The organism is Bradyrhizobium sp. cf659 (assembly GCF_900113725.1).
Taxonomy (GTDB): domain Bacteria; phylum Pseudomonadota; class Alphaproteobacteria; order Rhizobiales; family Xanthobacteraceae; genus Bradyrhizobium.
Window position 1 is genome coordinate 246162 of sequence record NZ_FOQJ01000012.1, and the last position, 15854, is coordinate 262015.

Consider the following 15854-nt stretch of genomic DNA (forward strand, 5'->3'; position numbering starts at 1 on the left):
AGGACACATGCCCACGATCGATCGCATCGACGGCTATGCCGACGAACTCACCGCTATCAGGCGCGACCTCCACGCCCATCCCGAGATCGGCTTCGAGGAAGTGCGCACCTCCGGCATCGTCGCCGACAAGCTGAAGGGCTGGGGCATCGAGGTGCATCGCGGTCTCGGCGGCACCGGCGTGATCGGCGTCATCAAGGGCAAGGGCACAAGCGGCAAGCGCATCGGCCTGCGCGCCGACATGGACGCGCTGCCGATGGAAGAGAACACCAATCTGAAATGGAGCTCGAAAATCCCCGGCCGCTTCCACGGCTGCGGCCATGACGGCCACACCACCATGCTGCTCGGCACCGCGCGCTACCTCGCCGAGACCAGGAACTTCGACGGCACCGTGCACCTGATCTTCCAGCCGGCCGAAGAAGGCCTCGGCGGCGCCCGCGCGATGATCAAGGACGGCCTGTTCGAGAAGTTTCCCTGCGACGAACTCTACGGCCTGCACAACGCGCCCGACCTCAACCACGGCGAGATCGCGATCCTGCCCGGCCCGGCGATGGCCAGCGCCGACTTCTTCGACCTCCGCATCACCGGCTACGGCGCGCATGGCGCGATGCCCGAGCGCTCCAAGGATGCGGTGATCATCGCGACCACGCTGGCGCAGGCGATCCAGACCATCGTCAGCCGCAACGTCGAGCCGCTGCAGGCCGCCGTCATCTCGATCACGCAGATTCACGCCGGTTCCGCCTACAACGTCATCCCCGGCGAAGCGCATCTCTGCGGCACCATCCGTACCTTCTCGAATGAAGTCCGCGCCCTGATCGCCGAACGCATCCGCACCATCTGCGCCGGCATCGCGTCCGCCTATCAGTGCGTGATCGAAGCCGACATCCGCGACACTTTCGGGGTGCTGATCAACCAGGTCGAGCAGTCCAAGGTGGTCGAGGAGGTCGCGCGCACGATCGTCAATCCCGCCAACGTGATCACCCGCGCCCAGCCGAAGATGGGCAGCGAGGATTTCGCCGACATGCTGCAGACCATTCCCGGCGCCTATTTCTGGGTCGGCCATGACGGCTCGGTGCCGGTGCACAATCCCGGTTTTGTGCTCGACGACAAGATCCTGCCGATCGGCGCCAGCATGTTCGCCCGCATCATCGAGACGCGCATGCCGGTAGGTGCTCATGCATAAAAAGAACGTCGAGGAGGCGGTCACCTCGCTGCACGATCTGTCCGCGGTCGATCTGATCGCGGGCTATCGCGCCAAGCAGTTCTCGCCGAGCGAGGTGCTGGAGGACGTGCTCACGCACGTCGCTGCGTGGGAGCCGCACCTCAAGGCGCTCTATGCGTTCGATCCCGACGGCGCGCGGGAGGCCGCAAAGGCCTCGACCGCGCGCTGGACCGGCGGCGAGCCGTCCGGCCCGCTCGACGGCGTGCCTGTCACGGTGAAAGACAACATCGCGACCAAGGGCGTGCCCGTGCCGCTGGGGGCAGCCAGCGTCAAGCTCGTGCCCGCCGAGAAGGATGCGCCGCCTGCCGCGCGGCTGCGCGAGGCCGGCGCGATCATCTTCGCCAAGACCACCATGCCCGATTACGGCATGCTGTCCTCGGGGCTCTCCAGCTTCCACGCGCTCGCGCGCAACCCCTGGGACCTCTCCAAGAATCCCGGCGGCTCCAGCGCCGGTGCAGGCGCCGCCGCCGCGGCCGGCTATGGCCCCCTGCATCTCGGCACCGACATCGGCGGCTCGGTGCGCCTTCCCGCGGGCTGGTGCGGCCTCGTCGGATTGAAGCCGAGCTTCGGCCGCGTGCCGATCGACCCCACCTATGTCGGCCGCGTCGCCGGCCCCATGACCCGTACGGTCGACGATTGCGCGCTGATGATGAGCGCGATCGCAAAGCCCGACCGGCGCGACGGCATGAGCCTGCCTGCCGAACCCCTCAACTGGAAAGGGCCGGAGAAGTCACCGCGCAAATTGCGGATCGGATTGATGCTCGATCCCGGCGTCGGCCTGCCGCTGGAAAAACCGGTGCGCGAGGTCGCGGTAAAGGCGGCGAAGGCATTTGAATCTGCCGGCGCGGTCTTCACCGAGGTCGATGGCATCCTCACGCGCGAGATGCTCGACGGTCTCGACAATTTCTGGCGCGCACGGATGTGGGATGATCTGTCCAGGCTGACGCCGGCCGAGCAGGCAAAGGTGCTGCCCTACATCTTCAAATGGGGCGAGTCCGGCGCAAAACTGTCGGGCGTCGACGTGATCCGTGGTTTCAACCAGACCATGGCGATCCGCGCCGCGGCTTCAAAACTGTTCTGCGACCTCGACTACGTGATCTCGCCGACCGCACCGAACGTGAACTATCCGGCGGAATGGGCCTCGCCCACCAACGATCCGATGAAGCCGTTCGAGCACATCGCCTATACCGTGCCGTGGAATATGTCGGAGAACCCTGCCGTCTCCATCAATGGCGGCTTCGACGCCAAGGGCTTTCCCATCGGCGTGCAGATCGTCGGCCGCCGCTTCGACGACATCGGCGTGCTCGGCATGGCCAAGGCCTTCGAGAGCTTGCGCGGCCTGCAGCGGCCCTGGCCGAGCCCGCCGGCGAAATAGTCTACACACTCCGTCATGGCCGGGCTTGTCCCGGCCATCCACGTCTATACGCTTGCGCTGAAGCAAGTACGTGGATGCCCGGGACAAGCCCGGGCATGACGACAGGCTGCGTTGCAACACCAAGAACAAAGAAAAGGAAGGAAACCACCAATGGCGTATGAGACGATCAAATACGAGGTCGCCGAGCAGATCCTCACCATCACGCTGAACCGGCCCGACAAGCTCAACGCCTTCAACGCGCAGATGCAGGCAGAGCTGATCGACGCCTTCGACGCCGCCGACAAGGACGACAACGTCCGCGCCATCATCGTCACCGGCGCGGGCCGCGGCTTTTGCGCGGGCGCCGACCTCTCGTCCGGCGCCGATACGTTCGATCGCGACGCGCGGCGCGGGCCCGTGAAGCGCCTCGCCGACGGCAAGGTCGATTACAGCGATCCGCAGGTGCGCGACGGCGGCGGCCAGGTAACGCTGCGTATTTTCAAATGCCTCAAGCCCGTGATCGCCGCAGTGAACGGCCCTGCCGTCGGCATCGGCGTCACCATGCAGCTCGCGATGGACATCCGCATCGCCTCCGACGCTGCTCGTTTCGGCTTCGTGTTCTCCCAGCGTGGCATCGTGCCCGAGGCCGCCTCGAGCTGGTTCCTGCCGCGCATCGTCGGCATCTCGCAGGCGCTGGAATGGTGCTATTCGGGGCGCGTCTTCCCGGCGCAGGAGGCGCTTGCGGGGCGTCTGGTCAGCAAGGTCGTGCCGCCCGATGATCTGCTGCCGACCGCCCGCGCGCTCGCCAAGGAATTTGCAGCGAAGACCGCGCCGGTCTCGGTGGCGCTGATCCGCCAGATGATGTGGCGCATGATGGGCGCCGACGATCCGATGGAAGCCCACAAGGTCGACAGCCGCGGCATCTATGCCCGCGGCCGCTCGGACGACGTCAAGGAGGGTGTGGTGTCGTTCCTGGAGAAGCGCCCGGCGCAGTTCAAGAACAAGGTGTCCAGCGACATGCCGGACTATTTCCCGTGGTGGACGGAGCGGGAGTACAAGTGACGCGGAGCGTCATCCCGGGGCGATGCAAAGCATCGAACCCGGGATCTCGAGATTCCGGGTTCGCCCTTCGGGCGCCCCGGAATGACGGTGATGGAGGTCACTCCATCACCAGCGCCACGCGCCCGATCGCCTTGCGGTCGATCAGCAACCGCATCGCCTTCGCGTAATCCTCAAGCGGCAGGCGGTGCGAGACATTGGGGCGCAGCTTGCCCTCCTCCGCCCATCTCAGGAGCGCCTTCAGGCGCACCTCGCCGAGCGCAGGATTCTTCCGCACGGCCTCTCCGGCGCGCACGCCGAGCACGCTCGCGCCCTTGATCAGCAGGAGATTGGTCTTCGCCGAACCGATCCCGCCGGTGAAGCCGATCACCAGCAGCCGCGCGCCCCAGGCGATGCAGCGCATCGAATTCTCGAACACCTCGCCGCCAACGGGATCGAACACCACGTCGGCGCCGCGTCCGTCGGTGATGCGCTTGACGGCATCGCGAAACGGCTCGCGGTCGTAGCGCACGAGATGGTCGGCGCCGCGCGCCTTTGCAATGGCGAGCTTCTCGTCGCTGGAAGCGGTCGCAATCACAGTCGCACCCAGCAGCTTGCCGATCTCGACGGCGGCAAGGCCGACGCCGCCGCCCGCGCCATGTACCAGCAGCACCTCGCCCGGCTCGACCTTGCCGCGATCGATCAGCGCGTGATAGGCGGTGCCGTGGCCGGCGAGATAGGTCGCAGCTTCGGCATAGTCGAACGTCGACGGCATCGGCGTGAGCTGCGACGGCGCGACGACCGCTTCATCGGTGAAAGCGCCGTGCCGCATCTTCACGATCACCTTGTCGCCGACGGCAACGCCCCTCGCCTCCGCGCCCAATTCGGTGACGTCGCCGGCGGCCTCCATGCCGGGCGTGAACGGCAACTCCGGCTTGAGCTGATATTCCCCGGCCGCCATCAGCACGTCGGGAAAGTTCAGCCCGGCGGCGCGGATCGCGACACGCACCTCGCCCGGCTTCAGGGCACGCGAGGGAAACTCCTCCAGCCGCAGCGTCTCGGGCGCGCCGAGTTCGCGGCAGACGACAGCGCGCACCATCAGGCCGCGCTCGCCTTGCGGCGCAGCAGCGCTTCGCGGATCAGCGGCAGGCGGTCATTGCCGAAATACATGTCGGTCTTGCCGACGAAGATCGTCGGCGAGCCGAAGCCGCCGCGCGCGACGACCTCCTCGGTGTTGGCCTTGAGCTGGTCCTTGATTCCCTGCTCCGCGATTCCGGCAAAGAACTTCTGCTCGTCGATGCCAACCGTCTTGCAGATCTCGGCGAGCACCGCGTCCTGCGAGATGTCCTTGTCGCCGCCCCAATAGGTCTCGAACACGGCGGTCGCGAACGGCACCATATCCTGACCCAGCCAGATGCAGCCGCGCATCGCCTTGACGCTGTTCACCGGGAACACCGTCGGCGGCATCTTGATCGCGAGGCCCGCGGAGCGTGCCCAGTCCTCGAGATCCTTCTTCATGTAGCGCGCCTTCAGCGGCACCGGCTTCTCGCGCTGCACATAGACGCTGGGGTTGACCGTGTTGAAGATGCCGCCGACCAGGATCGGCCGCCAGACGATCTCCGCGCCGAGCTCCCTGGCCAGCGGCTGGATGTTGTGAAAGGCGAGATAGGTCCAGGGGCTGGAACAGTCGAAGAAGAATTCGATCATGGCGTTTCCTTGTGCATGTTTGTTTCGCTCTCTCCCCCGTCATTGCGAGCGCAGCGAAGCAATCCAGACTGTCACCGCGGAAAGATTCTGGATTGCTTCGCTACGCTCGCAATGACTGGCGTGGCAGCGGTCTACGTCTTTCCCAGCAATTCCTTCGCACGCTGGCCGAACATGATCTTGCGTGATTCCTCGTCGAACGGCTCTTTGACGAACTTGCCGATCGCAAGCCCCGCCTGCACCTGCGGCCTGGCGCGGACCTCCGCGTACCAGCGCTTCACGTTCGGATAGTCCTCTAACGTAAAGCCTTGCGCCTTGTGGGTCATGGTCCAGGGGAAGCAGGCGATGTCGGCGATGGAATAGTCGCCGGCGACATAGGCGCCGGTCTTGCCGAGCTGCCGGTCGAGCACGCCATAGAGGCGCGCCGCCTCGTCGCGGTAGCGCTCGATCGCGTAAGGGATCCTCTCCGCCGCATAGAGCGCGAAATGACCGTGCTGGCCGAGCATCGGTCCCAGCCCCGCCATCTGCCACATCACCCACTGGATGGTGGTGGAGCGGCCGCGCAAATCTCCGGCCAGGAAGCGGCCGGTCTTCTCCGCCAGATAGATCAGGATCGCGCCGGTCTCGAAGGCCGAGAAAGGTGCACCGCCATCGGCGGGGTCGTGATCGACGATGGCGGGAATGCGGTTGTTCGGGCTGATCGCGAGAAACTCGGGGCTGAACTGCTCGCCGGCGCGGATGTTGACGGGCTTCACGCGATAGGGGAGCCCGAGCTCCTCCAGCATGATCGAGATTTTCCAGCCGTTCGGCGTCGGCGCATAATAGAGATCGATCACGACCTTTCCCTTGGCCTTCCCTGTCATCGCCTCTGGAATAGAGAGCGACTTTTGTTGTTCTGTACCTTGACGTTAGGACATGGCAGGAAGGGGCGCAACACAACCTGCCGGGAGGGCCGCCATGCTGTTTCCAACCACGATCGCCGGCTCCTTGCCGAAGCCCGAATGGCTCGCCGAGCCCAACATGCTCTGGGCGCCCTGGAAGTCGCAGGGCGACGAGCTCTTGCGCGCCAAGCGCGACGCGACGCTGATCTGGCTGAAGATCCAGGAGGACGCCGGCATCGACATCGTCACCGAGGGCGAGCAGGCCCGCCAGCATTTCGTGCACGGCTTCCTGGAGAAGCTCGACGGCATCGATTTCGCCCACAAGGTCGAGATGGGCATCCGCAAGGACCGCTACAAGGCGATGGTGCCGCAGGTGGTCGCGCCGCTCCGGCTCAAGGGCCGCGTCCATGACTTTGAGGCGCGCGTGGCGCGCACGCACACCAGGAAGAAGCTGAAATTCACCCTGCCCGGCCCGATGACCATCATCGACACGATTGCCGATCGCTACTATGGCGACCGCGTCAAGATGGCCTTTGCGTTCGCCGAGCTGCTCAACGAGGAAGCCAAGGCGCTCCAGGCCGACGGCGTCGATCTCGTGCAGTTCGACGAGCCTGCCTTCAACGTCTACATGGACGAGGTCAACGACTGGGGCATCAAGGCGCTGGAGCGCGCTGCGCAGGGCCTGACCTGCGCCACTGCCGTGCACATCTGTTACGGCTACGGCATCAAGGCCAATACCGACTGGAAGGAGACGCTCGGCGCACAGTGGCGGCAATATGAGCAGATCTTCCCCGCGATCGACGCGAGCCCGATCCAGCAGGTCGCGATCGAGTGCCGCAATTCCAAGGTGCCGCTCGACCTGCTCGCGCTGCTCAAGACCAAGATCGTGCAGGCCGGCGTGATCGACGTCGCCAGCGACACGGTGGAGACCGCCGAGGACGTCGTGCAGGTGATCGACGCGGTGTCGAAATTCGTGCCCAAGAGCAACATCATCGCCACCACCAATTGCGGCATGGCGCCGATGCGGCGCGACATTGCCGAAGCCAAGCTGATGGCGCTCGGCGCCGGCGCCGCGTTGGCGCGCGAGAAGCTGGGGTAGTTGCGGTGATCCGTTCAGCGATCGTCATCGCTGCACTGGTCGCGACCACGGCATTGGCACGCGCGGAGGACCGCTCCGTGCTCGTCAACTGCAAGGCCATGGTCGAGCGGGCGTCGAAGGAGGCGAACACCGCCAGCGAAGCCCAGCTGACCCGCTGCCGCCAGGTGATCCGCGAATGGGCGCTGCGCGATGCGCGGACGACGGTGGACCAAGAGGGTAAGCCGCTGCGCTAGCTGCGCGCGGTCGGATGCAGCACAGGCTGGTAGCCGGCGATGATCGCGCGCAGCGAGGAAGGCGGCGTCAGCAGCTTTGCGTCGGCGAGCTCGCGGTTAACAGGCGCATAGCCTGCCGGCGACCACAACAGCGCCCGGCCCTGCGCCACCAGAAAACTCTCCTCGCCCTGCCGCACCATCGCGCCGTCGGGCAATTCAGCCAGCGGCATCGGCAGCGCATGCAGCTGCTTCTTGCCGCGATCAAGACGCTCGCGATGCAGCACGGCGTCGATCGCCTTCGCGCTGACGTCGTTTGCAACATTCCCCGCTTCCCACGCGCTGCGAAAGCGCCTGGCATCGTCGCGGCGACAAAAGAAACACGGCCGATGGCCCGCGGCAAAGGCGGTGGCTTCGTCCAAAAAGAACAGCTCGGTCCAGCTCCGGCGCGCCATCACCGGCCGCCGCCAGCCGCGGAATTCGCAGAGGCACGTAATCCAGGCCGGCGTCGACCAGCGCTTGTTCAGCAGCGTCTTCGTCGCGGGATCGTGGATGATGCCACGATTGCCGGTGAACATGCCGCGGTGCGGAGTGACGATGATCTCACCGGTGGGCGTGACGCGGTTTTGCAGGGGCATGACGCTTCTTCTCCTTCTCCCCGCTTGCGGGGAGAAGGTCGGGATGAGGGGGAGCCTCCGCAAGGTCGGTGAGAATTAGACTCGCGGAGAGTCCCCCTCACCCGCGCCTTCGGCGCGACCTCTCCCCGCAAGCGGGGCGAGGTGAAGAAAGATCACGCCGCCCCGTCGCGGAGCGGCGGGTGGTAGGACAGCGCGGTGTCCCAGGGGAAGAAGATCCAGGTGTCCTGCGACACCTCCGTGATGAAGGTGTCGACCAGCGGACGCCCCTTCGGCTTGGCGTAGACGGTGGCGAAATGCGCATCGGGCAGCATCTCGCGCACCAGCCTGCCGGTCTTGCCGGTGTCGACGAGGTCATCGACGATCAACAGCCCCTTGCCGGTGCCGCCGCCGAGCTTCATGGCCGCTTCCGAGATGCCCTTGAGGACCTGGAGGTCGCCCTGCTTGGTGTGGTCGTAGCTGGCGATGCAGACCGTATCGATCACGCGCACGCCGAGTTCGCGCGCGACGATCGCGGCCGGCACCAGGCCGCCGCGGGTGATCGCGATCACCGCGTGGAACGGACCGACCTCGTTGAGCCGCCAGGTCAGCGCCCGGCAATCCCGGTGGAACTGGTCCCACGAGACCGGAAAGGCCTTGCCTGCCCGCTCCTGCTCGCTCAGTTCCGGTGCTTCACCGCCCATCGTCTTCTCCTGCCAATCGTCGTCCGGCAGCCTTTCTGCTACCGGGTGATGTTCAATCCTGCCAGCATTTCCTTCACCGCGGCCATGGCTGCTGCAAGCTTGTCCGCATCCCGCGAGCGCACCACCAGATTGGTGTTCGGCTTCTGCTCCTCGTCCATGAAGGGATAGCTGCCGATGATGGTGTCGGGATGAGCGGCGGCGATCGCCCGCAAGGGGCTGCCGATGTCGCCTTCCCGCGCATTGGCGCGGACCGATTCGGAGAGCATGCGCACGCCCGATTTCAGCTTGGGCGAGACGATGTCCATCATCGCCTGCATGATCGAGGGGACGCCCGCCATGACGATGACATTGCCGATCTTGAAGCCGGGCGCGAGGATGGTCGCGCTCTGGATCAGCTCAGCGCCGTCGGGAATGCGGGCCATGCGCAGGCGGGCCTCGTTGAGGTCCTGCTCGCTCCAGCGTTCGCGGAAACGGGTAACCACCTCGGGGTGGTGGTCGATGCCGACGCCGAACGCCTTGGCGACGCTGTCGGCGGTGATGTCGTCATGGGTCGGCCCGATCCCGCCGGTGGTGAAGACATAGGTGTAGCGATGCCGCAGTGCATCCAACGCGGCGATGATGTCGGCCTCGTCGTCGGAGACGACCCGGACTTCCTTCAGGTCGATGCCGATATTGGTCAGGTATTCGGCGATGAAGCCGATGTTCTTGTCCTTGGTCCGGCCGGACAGGATTTCGTCCCCAATGACCAGAATGCCCGCCGTGACGATCTCGCTCATGCCTTAAGTCCCTCACCTGTAGCGCCGACTTTGCCGAGGTAACGCGTTGAAGTCACGCGGTTTTGCTGCCGAAATAAGCAGTCCTCAGCCATTTTTTCAGGCAAGCCGCCCGCTATCCCCGGTAAATGCTGCCAGGCCATGCTTATCGCGCTGGCCCGGCCCTTGCTACCACCTGAAAGTCATGCACTCTTGCCGCATGGCCAGGACGTTGCAGTCTTCATCAAGGCTTGGCGACCTGTCCAATGGCGCAACGCCTAGCGGAGACAAGTCGGGATCTATGGCAGTCGCGTTTGATGAAATGAATATTCCCGGTGGGGACCTTCGCCCCGCCTATCAGGAGCTGGCGCGCTGGCTCAAGGAGACGCCTCCCGAGGCGCTCGAATATCGCCGCCAGGAAGCCGAGCTCCTGTTCCGCCGGATCGGCATCACCTTCGCCGTCTACGGCGATTCCGAGTCGACCGAGCGCCTGATCCCCTTCGACGTGATCCCGCGGATCATGTCGGGCAAGGAATGGGCGCTGCTGGAGAGGGGCCTGAAACAGCGCGTGCGCGCGCTCAACATGTTCCTGCGCGACATCTATCACGGCCGCGATATCCTGCGCGCCGAGGTCGTGCCCGACGATCTGATCTTCCAGAACCCGGTGTTCCGTCCCGAGATGAACGGCCAGCAGGTGCCGCACGACGTCTACGTGCACATCGCCGGCATCGACATCGTCCGGGTCGACGCCGAGGACTTCATCGTGCTGGAGGACAATGCGCGCACGCCCTCGGGCGTGTCCTACATGCTGGAAAACCGCGAAATCATGATGCGGCTGTTTCCGGACCTGTTCGCCCGCCACCGGGTGGCGCCGGTCGAGCGCTATCCGGACGAGCTGCTCGCGGCCCTGCGCTCGGTGGCGCCACAGAGCGCCTCGGGCGAGCCGACGGTCGCCCTGCTCACGCCCGGCGTCTACAACTCGGCCTATTACGAGCACTCCTTCCTCGCCGACAAGCTCGGCATCGAGCTGGTCGAGGGCCGCGATCTCATCGTCAAGAACAACGAAGTGTTCATGCGGACGACCGAGGGCGTAAAACGGGTCGACGTGATCTATCGCCGCGTCGACGACGATTTCCTCGATCCCCTCACCTTCCGCCCCGACTCCGTGCTCGGCGTGCCCGGGCTGATGTCGGCCTATGCGGCCGGCAACATCACGCTCGCCAACGCGGTCGGCACCGGGATTGCCGACGACAAGGCGATCTACTCCTACATGCCTGACATCGTGAAGTTCTATCTCGGCGAGGAGCCGATCCTGAAGAACGTGCCGACCTGGCGCTGCCGCGAGCCGAAGGACCTCGCCTATGTGCTGGACAATCTCGGCGAGCTCGTCGTCAAGGAAGTGCACGGCTCCGGCGGCTACGGCATGCTGATCGGCCCTGCCGCGACGAAGGCGACCATCGAGGCCTTCCGCGAGAAGCTCAAGCGCGAGCCGGAAGGCTTTATCGCGCAGCCGACACTGGCGCTCTCGACCTGTCCGACCTGCACGGCCACCGGCCTTGCTCCGCGCCACGTCGACTTGCGGCCGTTCGTGCTGACCGGCAGCAAGAGCACCACGATCGTGCCGGGCGGGCTCACGCGCGTCGCGCTGAAGGAAGGCTCCCTGGTGGTGAATTCGAGCCAGGGCGGCGGCACCAAAGACACCTGGATTTTGGACGAGTAGTCAGATGCTGTCGCGTACCGCCGAAAACCTCTACTGGCTCGCCCGCTACGTCGAACGGGCCGAATATCTCGCGCGCACCATCGATGCGACGCTGCGCGTCACCGCGCTTCCCGCCGCCTATATCGGCAAGACCAACGAATGGGACTCGGCGCTGCTGACCGCCGGCGTCGCCGCAAGCTTCTATCAGGCCTACGAGGAAGCCAACGAGCACAACGTCGTCGAATACCTCTCGTTCTCGCCGAACAACCCGTCCTCGATCAGGAACTGCATCGAGGCGGCGCGGCTGAACTCGCGCTCGGTGCGCACCGCGCTCACCAGCGAGATGTGGGACACCATCAACTCGGCCTGGATCGAATTGCAGGAGGTCTGGAACAAGGGCACCTCGACGCGCGAGGATCTCGCCAAGTTCCTGCGCTTCGTGCAGGAGACCTCGCTGCGCTTCGACGGCTCGGCCTACCGGACCATGCTGCGCAACGACGCCTACTGGTTCTCGCGGATGGGCGTGCATCTGGAACGTGCCGATAACACCGCGCGCATTCTCGACGTGAAGTACCACGTGCTGTTGCCCGAGGAAGAGCATGTCGGCGGCCCGCTCGACTTCTACCAGTGGACTTCGATCCTGCGCTCGGTCTCGGCGCTGACCGCCTATCACTGGGTCTATCGCGAGACGCTGAAGCCCTGGCTGATCGCTGATCTCCTGATCCTCAACGACACGCTGCCCCGCTCGCTGGCCAGCTGCTACGGCAACCTCGTGCGCAATCTCGACCAGATCGGCGTCGCCTACGGCCGCCAGGGTCCCGCCCAGCGCCACGCCCGCGGCATCCGCAACCGGCTCGAACACAGCAATATGAACGACATCTTCCAGCATGGCGTGCATGAATTCATTCAGGAATTCATCGCGGATAATTCCAGGCTGGGCGAAATCATCACGAAGCAGTATTTGATCTGATACACGCCGTCATTCCGGGATGGTCCGAAGGACCAGACCCGGAATCTCGAGATTCTCAGGTGCGCAATTGCGCACCATAGTTCGGTGCTGCGCACCGCCCCGGAATGACGACGCCAGAACAACGGTCCATCATGCGCCTGCGAATCCAGCACACCACGACCTATCGCTACGAGCCGCCGGCCACCAGCGTGATCCAGATCCTGCGCATGACGCCGTGCAGCCATGACGGGCAGTATGTGGCGGAATGGCAGATCGACGTCTCGACCGACACCAAGCTCGACACCCATGAGGACGCCTTCGGCAACGTCACCCATGTGCTGTCCTGCGGCCCTGTCGGCGACATCAAGATCACGGCCGAGGGACTGATCGAAACCCACGACACCGGCGGCGTGCTGCGCGGCGCCGACGAGCGCTTTCCGGCCGGCATGTTCCTGCGCACGACGGAACTGACCGAAGTCAATCCGGCGATGGCGGCGGTGGCGCGCCAGCTGCGCAGCGAGGCCGAGCGCGACACGCTCGGCTTCCTGCATACGCTGATGAGTGAGATCAGCGACCACATGACGTTCGACGAGGATCCGACCAACAGCGGCACGTCGGCGGCGGAAGCCTTCACGCTCAAGCGCGGCGTCTGCCAGGACTACGCGCATATCTTCATCGCCTGCGCCCGCACCGGCGGCGTGCCGGCCCGCTTCGTCTCCGGCCATTTCCTGCGCTCGGACGGCACGGCGCATCAGGATGCCGGCCATGCCTGGGCGGAGGCGTATGTCCCCGATCTCGGCTGGGTTGGCTTCGATCCCGCCAACAGCATCTGCGCCACCGACGCCCATGTCCGCGTCGCGATCGGGCTCGACTATCTCGGCGCAGCCCCCGTGCGCGGCACCCGCTATGGCGGCGGCGCGGAGACGCTGTCGGTGGCGGTCAAGGTCGAGCAGGCCGGCCGCGGCGGGCAATCACAGTCACAGCGGCAGAGCTAGGCATAGCCGCATCTCGCCACGAAGTGCTGCCGGCCGACCGCATGAGCCATGCTACAATCGCAAGGTCACACCCGACCCGCGAGGTACCCCATGGCGACCGTAAAGCTGCTTTCGGACGATGAGCTCTCCAGCGAGGCACGGGCCGTTTTCGATGACATCCGCAAGGTGCGGCAGTCGGATTTCGTCAACAATTTCTGGCGCGCGCTGGCGCATGATCCGAAGACGCTGCGGCGGACCTGGGAGAGCATCAAGGAGGTGATGGCGCCGGGGGCGCTCGATCCCAAGGTCAAGGAAATGCTCTATGTCGCGGTTTCGGTGGCGCATGGCTGCAGCTACTGCATCCATTCGCACACCGCCGGCGCACGGGCCAAGGGCATGACCGAGGCCGAATATGGCGAACTGCTCGCAATCGTCGGCATGGCCGCGGAGACGAACCGGCTGGTCACGGCGCTCGGCGTTCCCGTCGACGAGGCGTTTCTCGTCGATGCCGCGGACTGAGGTCAGCAGTCGTTCCGCGGAATGACGCCCTCCCCGCGGGAATCGGGGGTTTCATGCCTCCCCGAAATTGGCTAGTAATTCCGCGCAAACGCGTTCGGGGACTGGAAATGACCTATTGTTGCGGAATCCTGGTTCGGGACGGTCTGGTGATGATCGCCGACACCCGCACCAATGCCGGTCTCGATAACGTTTCGACCTTCCGCAAGCTGCACATCTTCTCCAAGCCCGGCGACCGCATCATGGCGATCGCCAGCGCCGGCAACCTCGCCATCAGCCAGTCGGTGCTGTCGACACTGACCGAAGGCCTCGAGGATCCCAACACGGGCGAGATCGAGACGCTGATGAACGCGCCGACCATGTTCCAGGCCGCCCAGCGCATCGGCCGGGCGATCCGGGCGGTGCATGCGACCGAAGGCCCGGCGCTGAAGTCCGAGGACGTCTCGTTCGACGTCTCCTTCCTGTTCGGCGGCCAGATCAAGGGCGCGCGCATGCGCCTGTTCATGGTCTACACCGCCGGCAATTTCATCGAGTGCACCACCGACACGCCCTACTTGCAGATCGGCGAGCACAAATATGGCAAGCCGGTGCTCGACCGCGCCATGCATTACGACGTCGAGCTGTACGAGGCGCTGAAGACCGGCTTGATCTCGATGGACTCGACCATGCGCTCCAACCTCGGCGTCGGTCTGCCGATCGACGTGCTGGTGGTGCGCGCCGACGCCTGCGATGCCGATCTCAACCACCGCATCGAGGCGGGAGAGCCCTATTTCCACGATCTGCGCTCGCGCTGGTCGGCAGCCTTGCGCGCCGCGCATCAGAACATTCCGCGCCCGCCCTACAAGAACGAAAAAGAACCCAAAACCTGACAACTTGAGAGAAAAGGCAGGAAACGATGAGTGAAGCGAAAAAGATCGCAGTGGTGACGGGCGCCGGCACCGGAGTCGGACGCGCGGCCTCGCTGGCGCTGATGAACACCGGCTTCACCGTGGTGCTGACCGGGCGCCGGCTCGACATGCTCGAGGAGACGGCGAAGCTCGGCCCCGCCGGCAAGAGCCTCTGCGTCACCGCCGACATGACCAAGCCGGACTCGATCGCCGCGCTGTTTGACAAGGTGAAGGCGACCTTTGGCCGCCTCGACGTGCTCTTCAACAATGCCGGCATGGGCGCGCCGGCCGTGAACTTCGAGGATCTCAGCCTCGAGCAGTGGCAGGCGGTGGTGAACACCAACCTCACCGGCCCGTTCCTGTGCACCCAGCACGCCTTCCGCATCATGAAGGACCAGACCCCGCGCGGCGGCCGCATCATCAACAACGGCTCGATCTCGGCGCATGCGCCGCGGCCGTTCTCGGCGGCCTACACCTCGACCAAGCACGCCATCACCGGCCTCACCAAGGCGAGCAATCTCGACGGCCGCATGTACGACATCGCGGTCGGCCAGGTCGACATCGGCAATGCGGCAACCCCCATGACCGATCGCATGGTCAACGGCCCCGGCGTGCTCCAGCCCGACGGCACCACCAAGCACGAGCCGCGCATGGACGCCAAGGCGGTCGGCGATGCCGTCGCCTACATGGCCGGCCTGCCGCTGGACGCCAACGTGCTGACCATGACGGTCATGGCGACCAAGATGCCGTTCGTCGGACGGGGCTGAACTAAAAAACGCGAAAACAACCCCATGCACAGTAGGCGGCGTGGGGCGCCTAATGCGGCTCGGCCGCCGGGGTGACGCGAAGCAAGTCCCCGCAGGGCCTCTACAATCGTCATTGCGAGCGCAGCGGCTCTCTCTTCCCCCTCTCCCCGTTCTTACGCAGGGCTGTCCGGGGAATGATTCACTGTGTCGCGGAGCATGCCCGGTTTAACCGGCGTGAAGCAGGTACTTTCTGGTTGTCGAGACTCAGAAGGTGACCGGGCATGCGGTTTAGCGATAGCATTTTTGGAAGGCTCCTTGAACCGATCAATCGGCGGCAATTTCAGGCTGCTGTGGATCGTGTGGACGGGGATGCCTACGACAAGTCGTTCAAGAGCTGGGATCATTTGGTCGCGCTGATCTATGCGCAACTGAGCGGTCACGCCAGTTTGCGTGCCGTGGTGACGGGCTTCAACGCCAACCCTCAGCACCACTATCATCTGGGAACGGGC

At 65.0% G+C, this 15854-nt stretch carries 18 protein-coding genes; 12 read left to right on the forward strand and 6 right to left on the reverse strand.

Going from position 1 to position 15854, the window contains the following annotated elements; all coding sequences use genetic code 11:
- Nucleotides 1-7: 7 nt before the first annotated feature.
- The 3 genes from BM118_RS34255 (at nt 8) to BM118_RS34265 (ending at nt 3635) form a co-directional block, all read left to right on the forward strand.
- Complete coding sequence (locus BM118_RS34255) at nt 8-1180, forward strand: M20 aminoacylase family protein (RefSeq protein WP_092191554.1); 1173 nt, start codon at nt 8-10, stop codon at nt 1178-1180.
- On the forward strand, nt 1173-2594 hold the full coding sequence (locus tag BM118_RS34260) for an amidase (RefSeq protein ID WP_092191556.1): 1422 nt from the start codon (nt 1173-1175) through the stop codon (nt 2592-2594). The genes BM118_RS34255 and BM118_RS34260 overlap by 8 nt, the downstream gene beginning before the upstream one ends.
- Before the next feature lie 150 nt (nt 2595-2744).
- Entirely contained in the window at nt 2745-3635 is an 891-nt protein-coding gene (locus tag BM118_RS34265) for a crotonase/enoyl-CoA hydratase family protein (protein ID WP_074122485.1), read from the forward strand.
- Nucleotides 3636-3732: 97 nt separating this feature from the next.
- On the opposite strand, the gene BM118_RS34270 is transcribed toward BM118_RS34265, so the two are convergent.
- The 3 genes from BM118_RS34270 to BM118_RS34280 form a co-directional block, all read right to left on the reverse strand.
- Nucleotides 3733-4710 (reverse strand): NADPH:quinone oxidoreductase family protein, encoded by a 978-nt coding sequence (locus BM118_RS34270; RefSeq protein WP_092191558.1) that lies wholly within the window; start codon nt 4708-4710, stop codon nt 3733-3735.
- Nucleotides 4710-5318, reverse strand: a complete 609-nt coding sequence (locus tag BM118_RS34275; RefSeq protein ID WP_092191560.1) for a 2-hydroxychromene-2-carboxylate isomerase — start codon at nt 5316-5318, stop codon at nt 4710-4712. Before BM118_RS34275 ends, BM118_RS34270 begins: the two co-directional genes overlap by 1 nt.
- Nucleotides 5319-5449: 131 nt before the next feature.
- Nucleotides 5450-6151: a glutathione S-transferase N-terminal domain-containing protein gene (locus BM118_RS34280; protein ID WP_092191635.1), complete on the reverse strand. Its 702-nt coding sequence runs from the start codon at nt 6149-6151 to the stop codon at nt 5450-5452.
- A 121-nt stretch (nt 6152-6272) separates the two neighbouring features.
- Here BM118_RS34280 and BM118_RS34285 point away from each other — a divergent pair, with 121 nt between their 5' ends.
- The gene (locus BM118_RS34285) at nt 6273-7295 is read left to right on the forward strand and encodes a methionine synthase (protein WP_092191562.1); all 1023 of its coding nucleotides are present in this window, start codon (nt 6273-6275) and stop codon (nt 7293-7295) included.
- Nucleotides 7296-7300: 5 nt separating this feature from the next.
- On the forward strand, nt 7301-7528 hold the full coding sequence (locus BM118_RS34290) for a hypothetical protein (protein WP_092191564.1): 228 nt from the start codon (nt 7301-7303) through the stop codon (nt 7526-7528).
- Here BM118_RS34290 and BM118_RS34295 read toward each other — a convergent pair.
- From BM118_RS34295 to BM118_RS34305, 3 genes are all read right to left on the reverse strand, one after another.
- Nucleotides 7525-8142, reverse strand: a complete 618-nt coding sequence (locus BM118_RS34295; RefSeq protein WP_092191566.1) for a hypothetical protein — start codon at nt 8140-8142, stop codon at nt 7525-7527. The genes BM118_RS34290 and BM118_RS34295 overlap by 4 nt on opposite strands.
- Before the next feature lie 152 nt (nt 8143-8294).
- Entirely contained in the window at nt 8295-8822 is a 528-nt protein-coding gene (gene gpt / locus BM118_RS34300) for a xanthine phosphoribosyltransferase (protein ID WP_092191568.1), read from the reverse strand.
- Between the two features lie 38 nt (nt 8823-8860).
- Nucleotides 8861-9598 carry a competence/damage-inducible protein A gene (locus tag BM118_RS34305; protein WP_092191570.1) on the reverse strand — a complete coding sequence of 246 codons (738 nt, stop codon included), beginning with the start codon at nt 9596-9598 and terminating at the stop codon, nt 8861-8863.
- A 277-nt stretch (nt 9599-9875) separates the two neighbouring features.
- Between BM118_RS34305 and BM118_RS34310 the strand changes: the two genes are divergently transcribed.
- The 7 genes from BM118_RS34310 to BM118_RS34340 form a co-directional block, all read left to right on the forward strand.
- Entirely contained in the window at nt 9876-11294 is a 1419-nt protein-coding gene (locus BM118_RS34310) for a circularly permuted type 2 ATP-grasp protein (RefSeq protein WP_092191572.1), read from the forward strand.
- Nucleotides 11295-11298: 4 nt separating this feature from the next.
- On the forward strand, nt 11299-12243 hold the full coding sequence (locus BM118_RS34315) for an alpha-E domain-containing protein (protein WP_092191574.1): 945 nt from the start codon (nt 11299-11301) through the stop codon (nt 12241-12243).
- Nucleotides 12244-12374: 131 nt separating this feature from the next.
- On the forward strand, nt 12375-13217 hold the full coding sequence (locus BM118_RS34320) for a transglutaminase family protein (RefSeq protein ID WP_092191576.1): 843 nt from the start codon (nt 12375-12377) through the stop codon (nt 13215-13217).
- 90 nt (nt 13218-13307) lie between these two features.
- Entirely contained in the window at nt 13308-13715 is a 408-nt protein-coding gene (locus BM118_RS34325; RefSeq protein WP_092191578.1) for a carboxymuconolactone decarboxylase family protein, read from the forward strand.
- Between the two features lie 107 nt (nt 13716-13822).
- On the forward strand, nt 13823-14581 hold the full coding sequence (locus BM118_RS34330) for a proteasome-type protease (RefSeq protein ID WP_011088363.1): 759 nt from the start codon (nt 13823-13825) through the stop codon (nt 14579-14581).
- 26 nt (nt 14582-14607) lie between these two features.
- Nucleotides 14608-15366: an SDR family oxidoreductase gene (locus BM118_RS34335; protein ID WP_092191580.1), complete on the forward strand. Its 759-nt coding sequence runs from the start codon at nt 14608-14610 to the stop codon at nt 15364-15366.
- Nucleotides 15367-15626: 260 nt separating this feature from the next.
- A partial coding sequence (locus tag BM118_RS34340; protein ID WP_143099567.1) for a DUF4372 domain-containing protein occupies nt 15627-15854 on the forward strand: 228 nt, incomplete at its 3' end.

Excerpts from the sequence above, each read along its gene's own strand:
- BM118_RS34260 (WP_092191556.1), top strand. The coding sequence starts at position 1,173 with ATGCATAAAAAGAACGTCGAGGAGGCGGTCACCTCGCTGCACGATCTG.
- BM118_RS34265 (WP_074122485.1), top strand. The coding sequence starts at position 2,745 with ATGGCGTATGAGACGATCAAATACGAGGTCGCCGAGCAGATCCTCACC.
- BM118_RS34335 (WP_092191580.1), top strand. The coding sequence starts at position 14,608 with ATGAGTGAAGCGAAAAAGATCGCAGTGGTGACGGGCGCCGGCACCGGA.
- BM118_RS34270 (WP_092191558.1), bottom strand. The coding sequence starts at position 4,710 with ATGGTGCGCGCTGTCGTCTGCCGCGAACTCGGCGCGCCCGAGACGCTG.
- BM118_RS34255 (WP_092191554.1), top strand. The coding sequence starts at position 8 with ATGCCCACGATCGATCGCATCGACGGCTATGCCGACGAACTCACCGCT.
- BM118_RS34325 (WP_092191578.1), top strand. The coding sequence starts at position 13,308 with ATGGCGACCGTAAAGCTGCTTTCGGACGATGAGCTCTCCAGCGAGGCA.
- BM118_RS34320 (WP_092191576.1), top strand. The coding sequence starts at position 12,375 with ATGCGCCTGCGAATCCAGCACACCACGACCTATCGCTACGAGCCGCCG.
- BM118_RS34275 (WP_092191560.1), bottom strand. The coding sequence starts at position 5,318 with ATGATCGAATTCTTCTTCGACTGTTCCAGCCCCTGGACCTATCTCGCC.
- BM118_RS34285 (WP_092191562.1), top strand. The coding sequence starts at position 6,273 with ATGCTGTTTCCAACCACGATCGCCGGCTCCTTGCCGAAGCCCGAATGG.
- BM118_RS34295 (WP_092191566.1), bottom strand. The coding sequence starts at position 8,142 with ATGCCCCTGCAAAACCGCGTCACGCCCACCGGTGAGATCATCGTCACT.
- gpt (WP_092191568.1), bottom strand. The coding sequence starts at position 8,822 with ATGGGCGGTGAAGCACCGGAACTGAGCGAGCAGGAGCGGGCAGGCAAG.
- BM118_RS34310 (WP_092191572.1), top strand. The coding sequence starts at position 9,876 with ATGGCAGTCGCGTTTGATGAAATGAATATTCCCGGTGGGGACCTTCGC.
- BM118_RS34315 (WP_092191574.1), top strand. The coding sequence starts at position 11,299 with ATGCTGTCGCGTACCGCCGAAAACCTCTACTGGCTCGCCCGCTACGTC.
- BM118_RS34305 (WP_092191570.1), bottom strand. The coding sequence starts at position 9,598 with ATGAGCGAGATCGTCACGGCGGGCATTCTGGTCATTGGGGACGAAATC.
- BM118_RS34330 (WP_011088363.1), top strand. The coding sequence starts at position 13,823 with ATGACCTATTGTTGCGGAATCCTGGTTCGGGACGGTCTGGTGATGATC.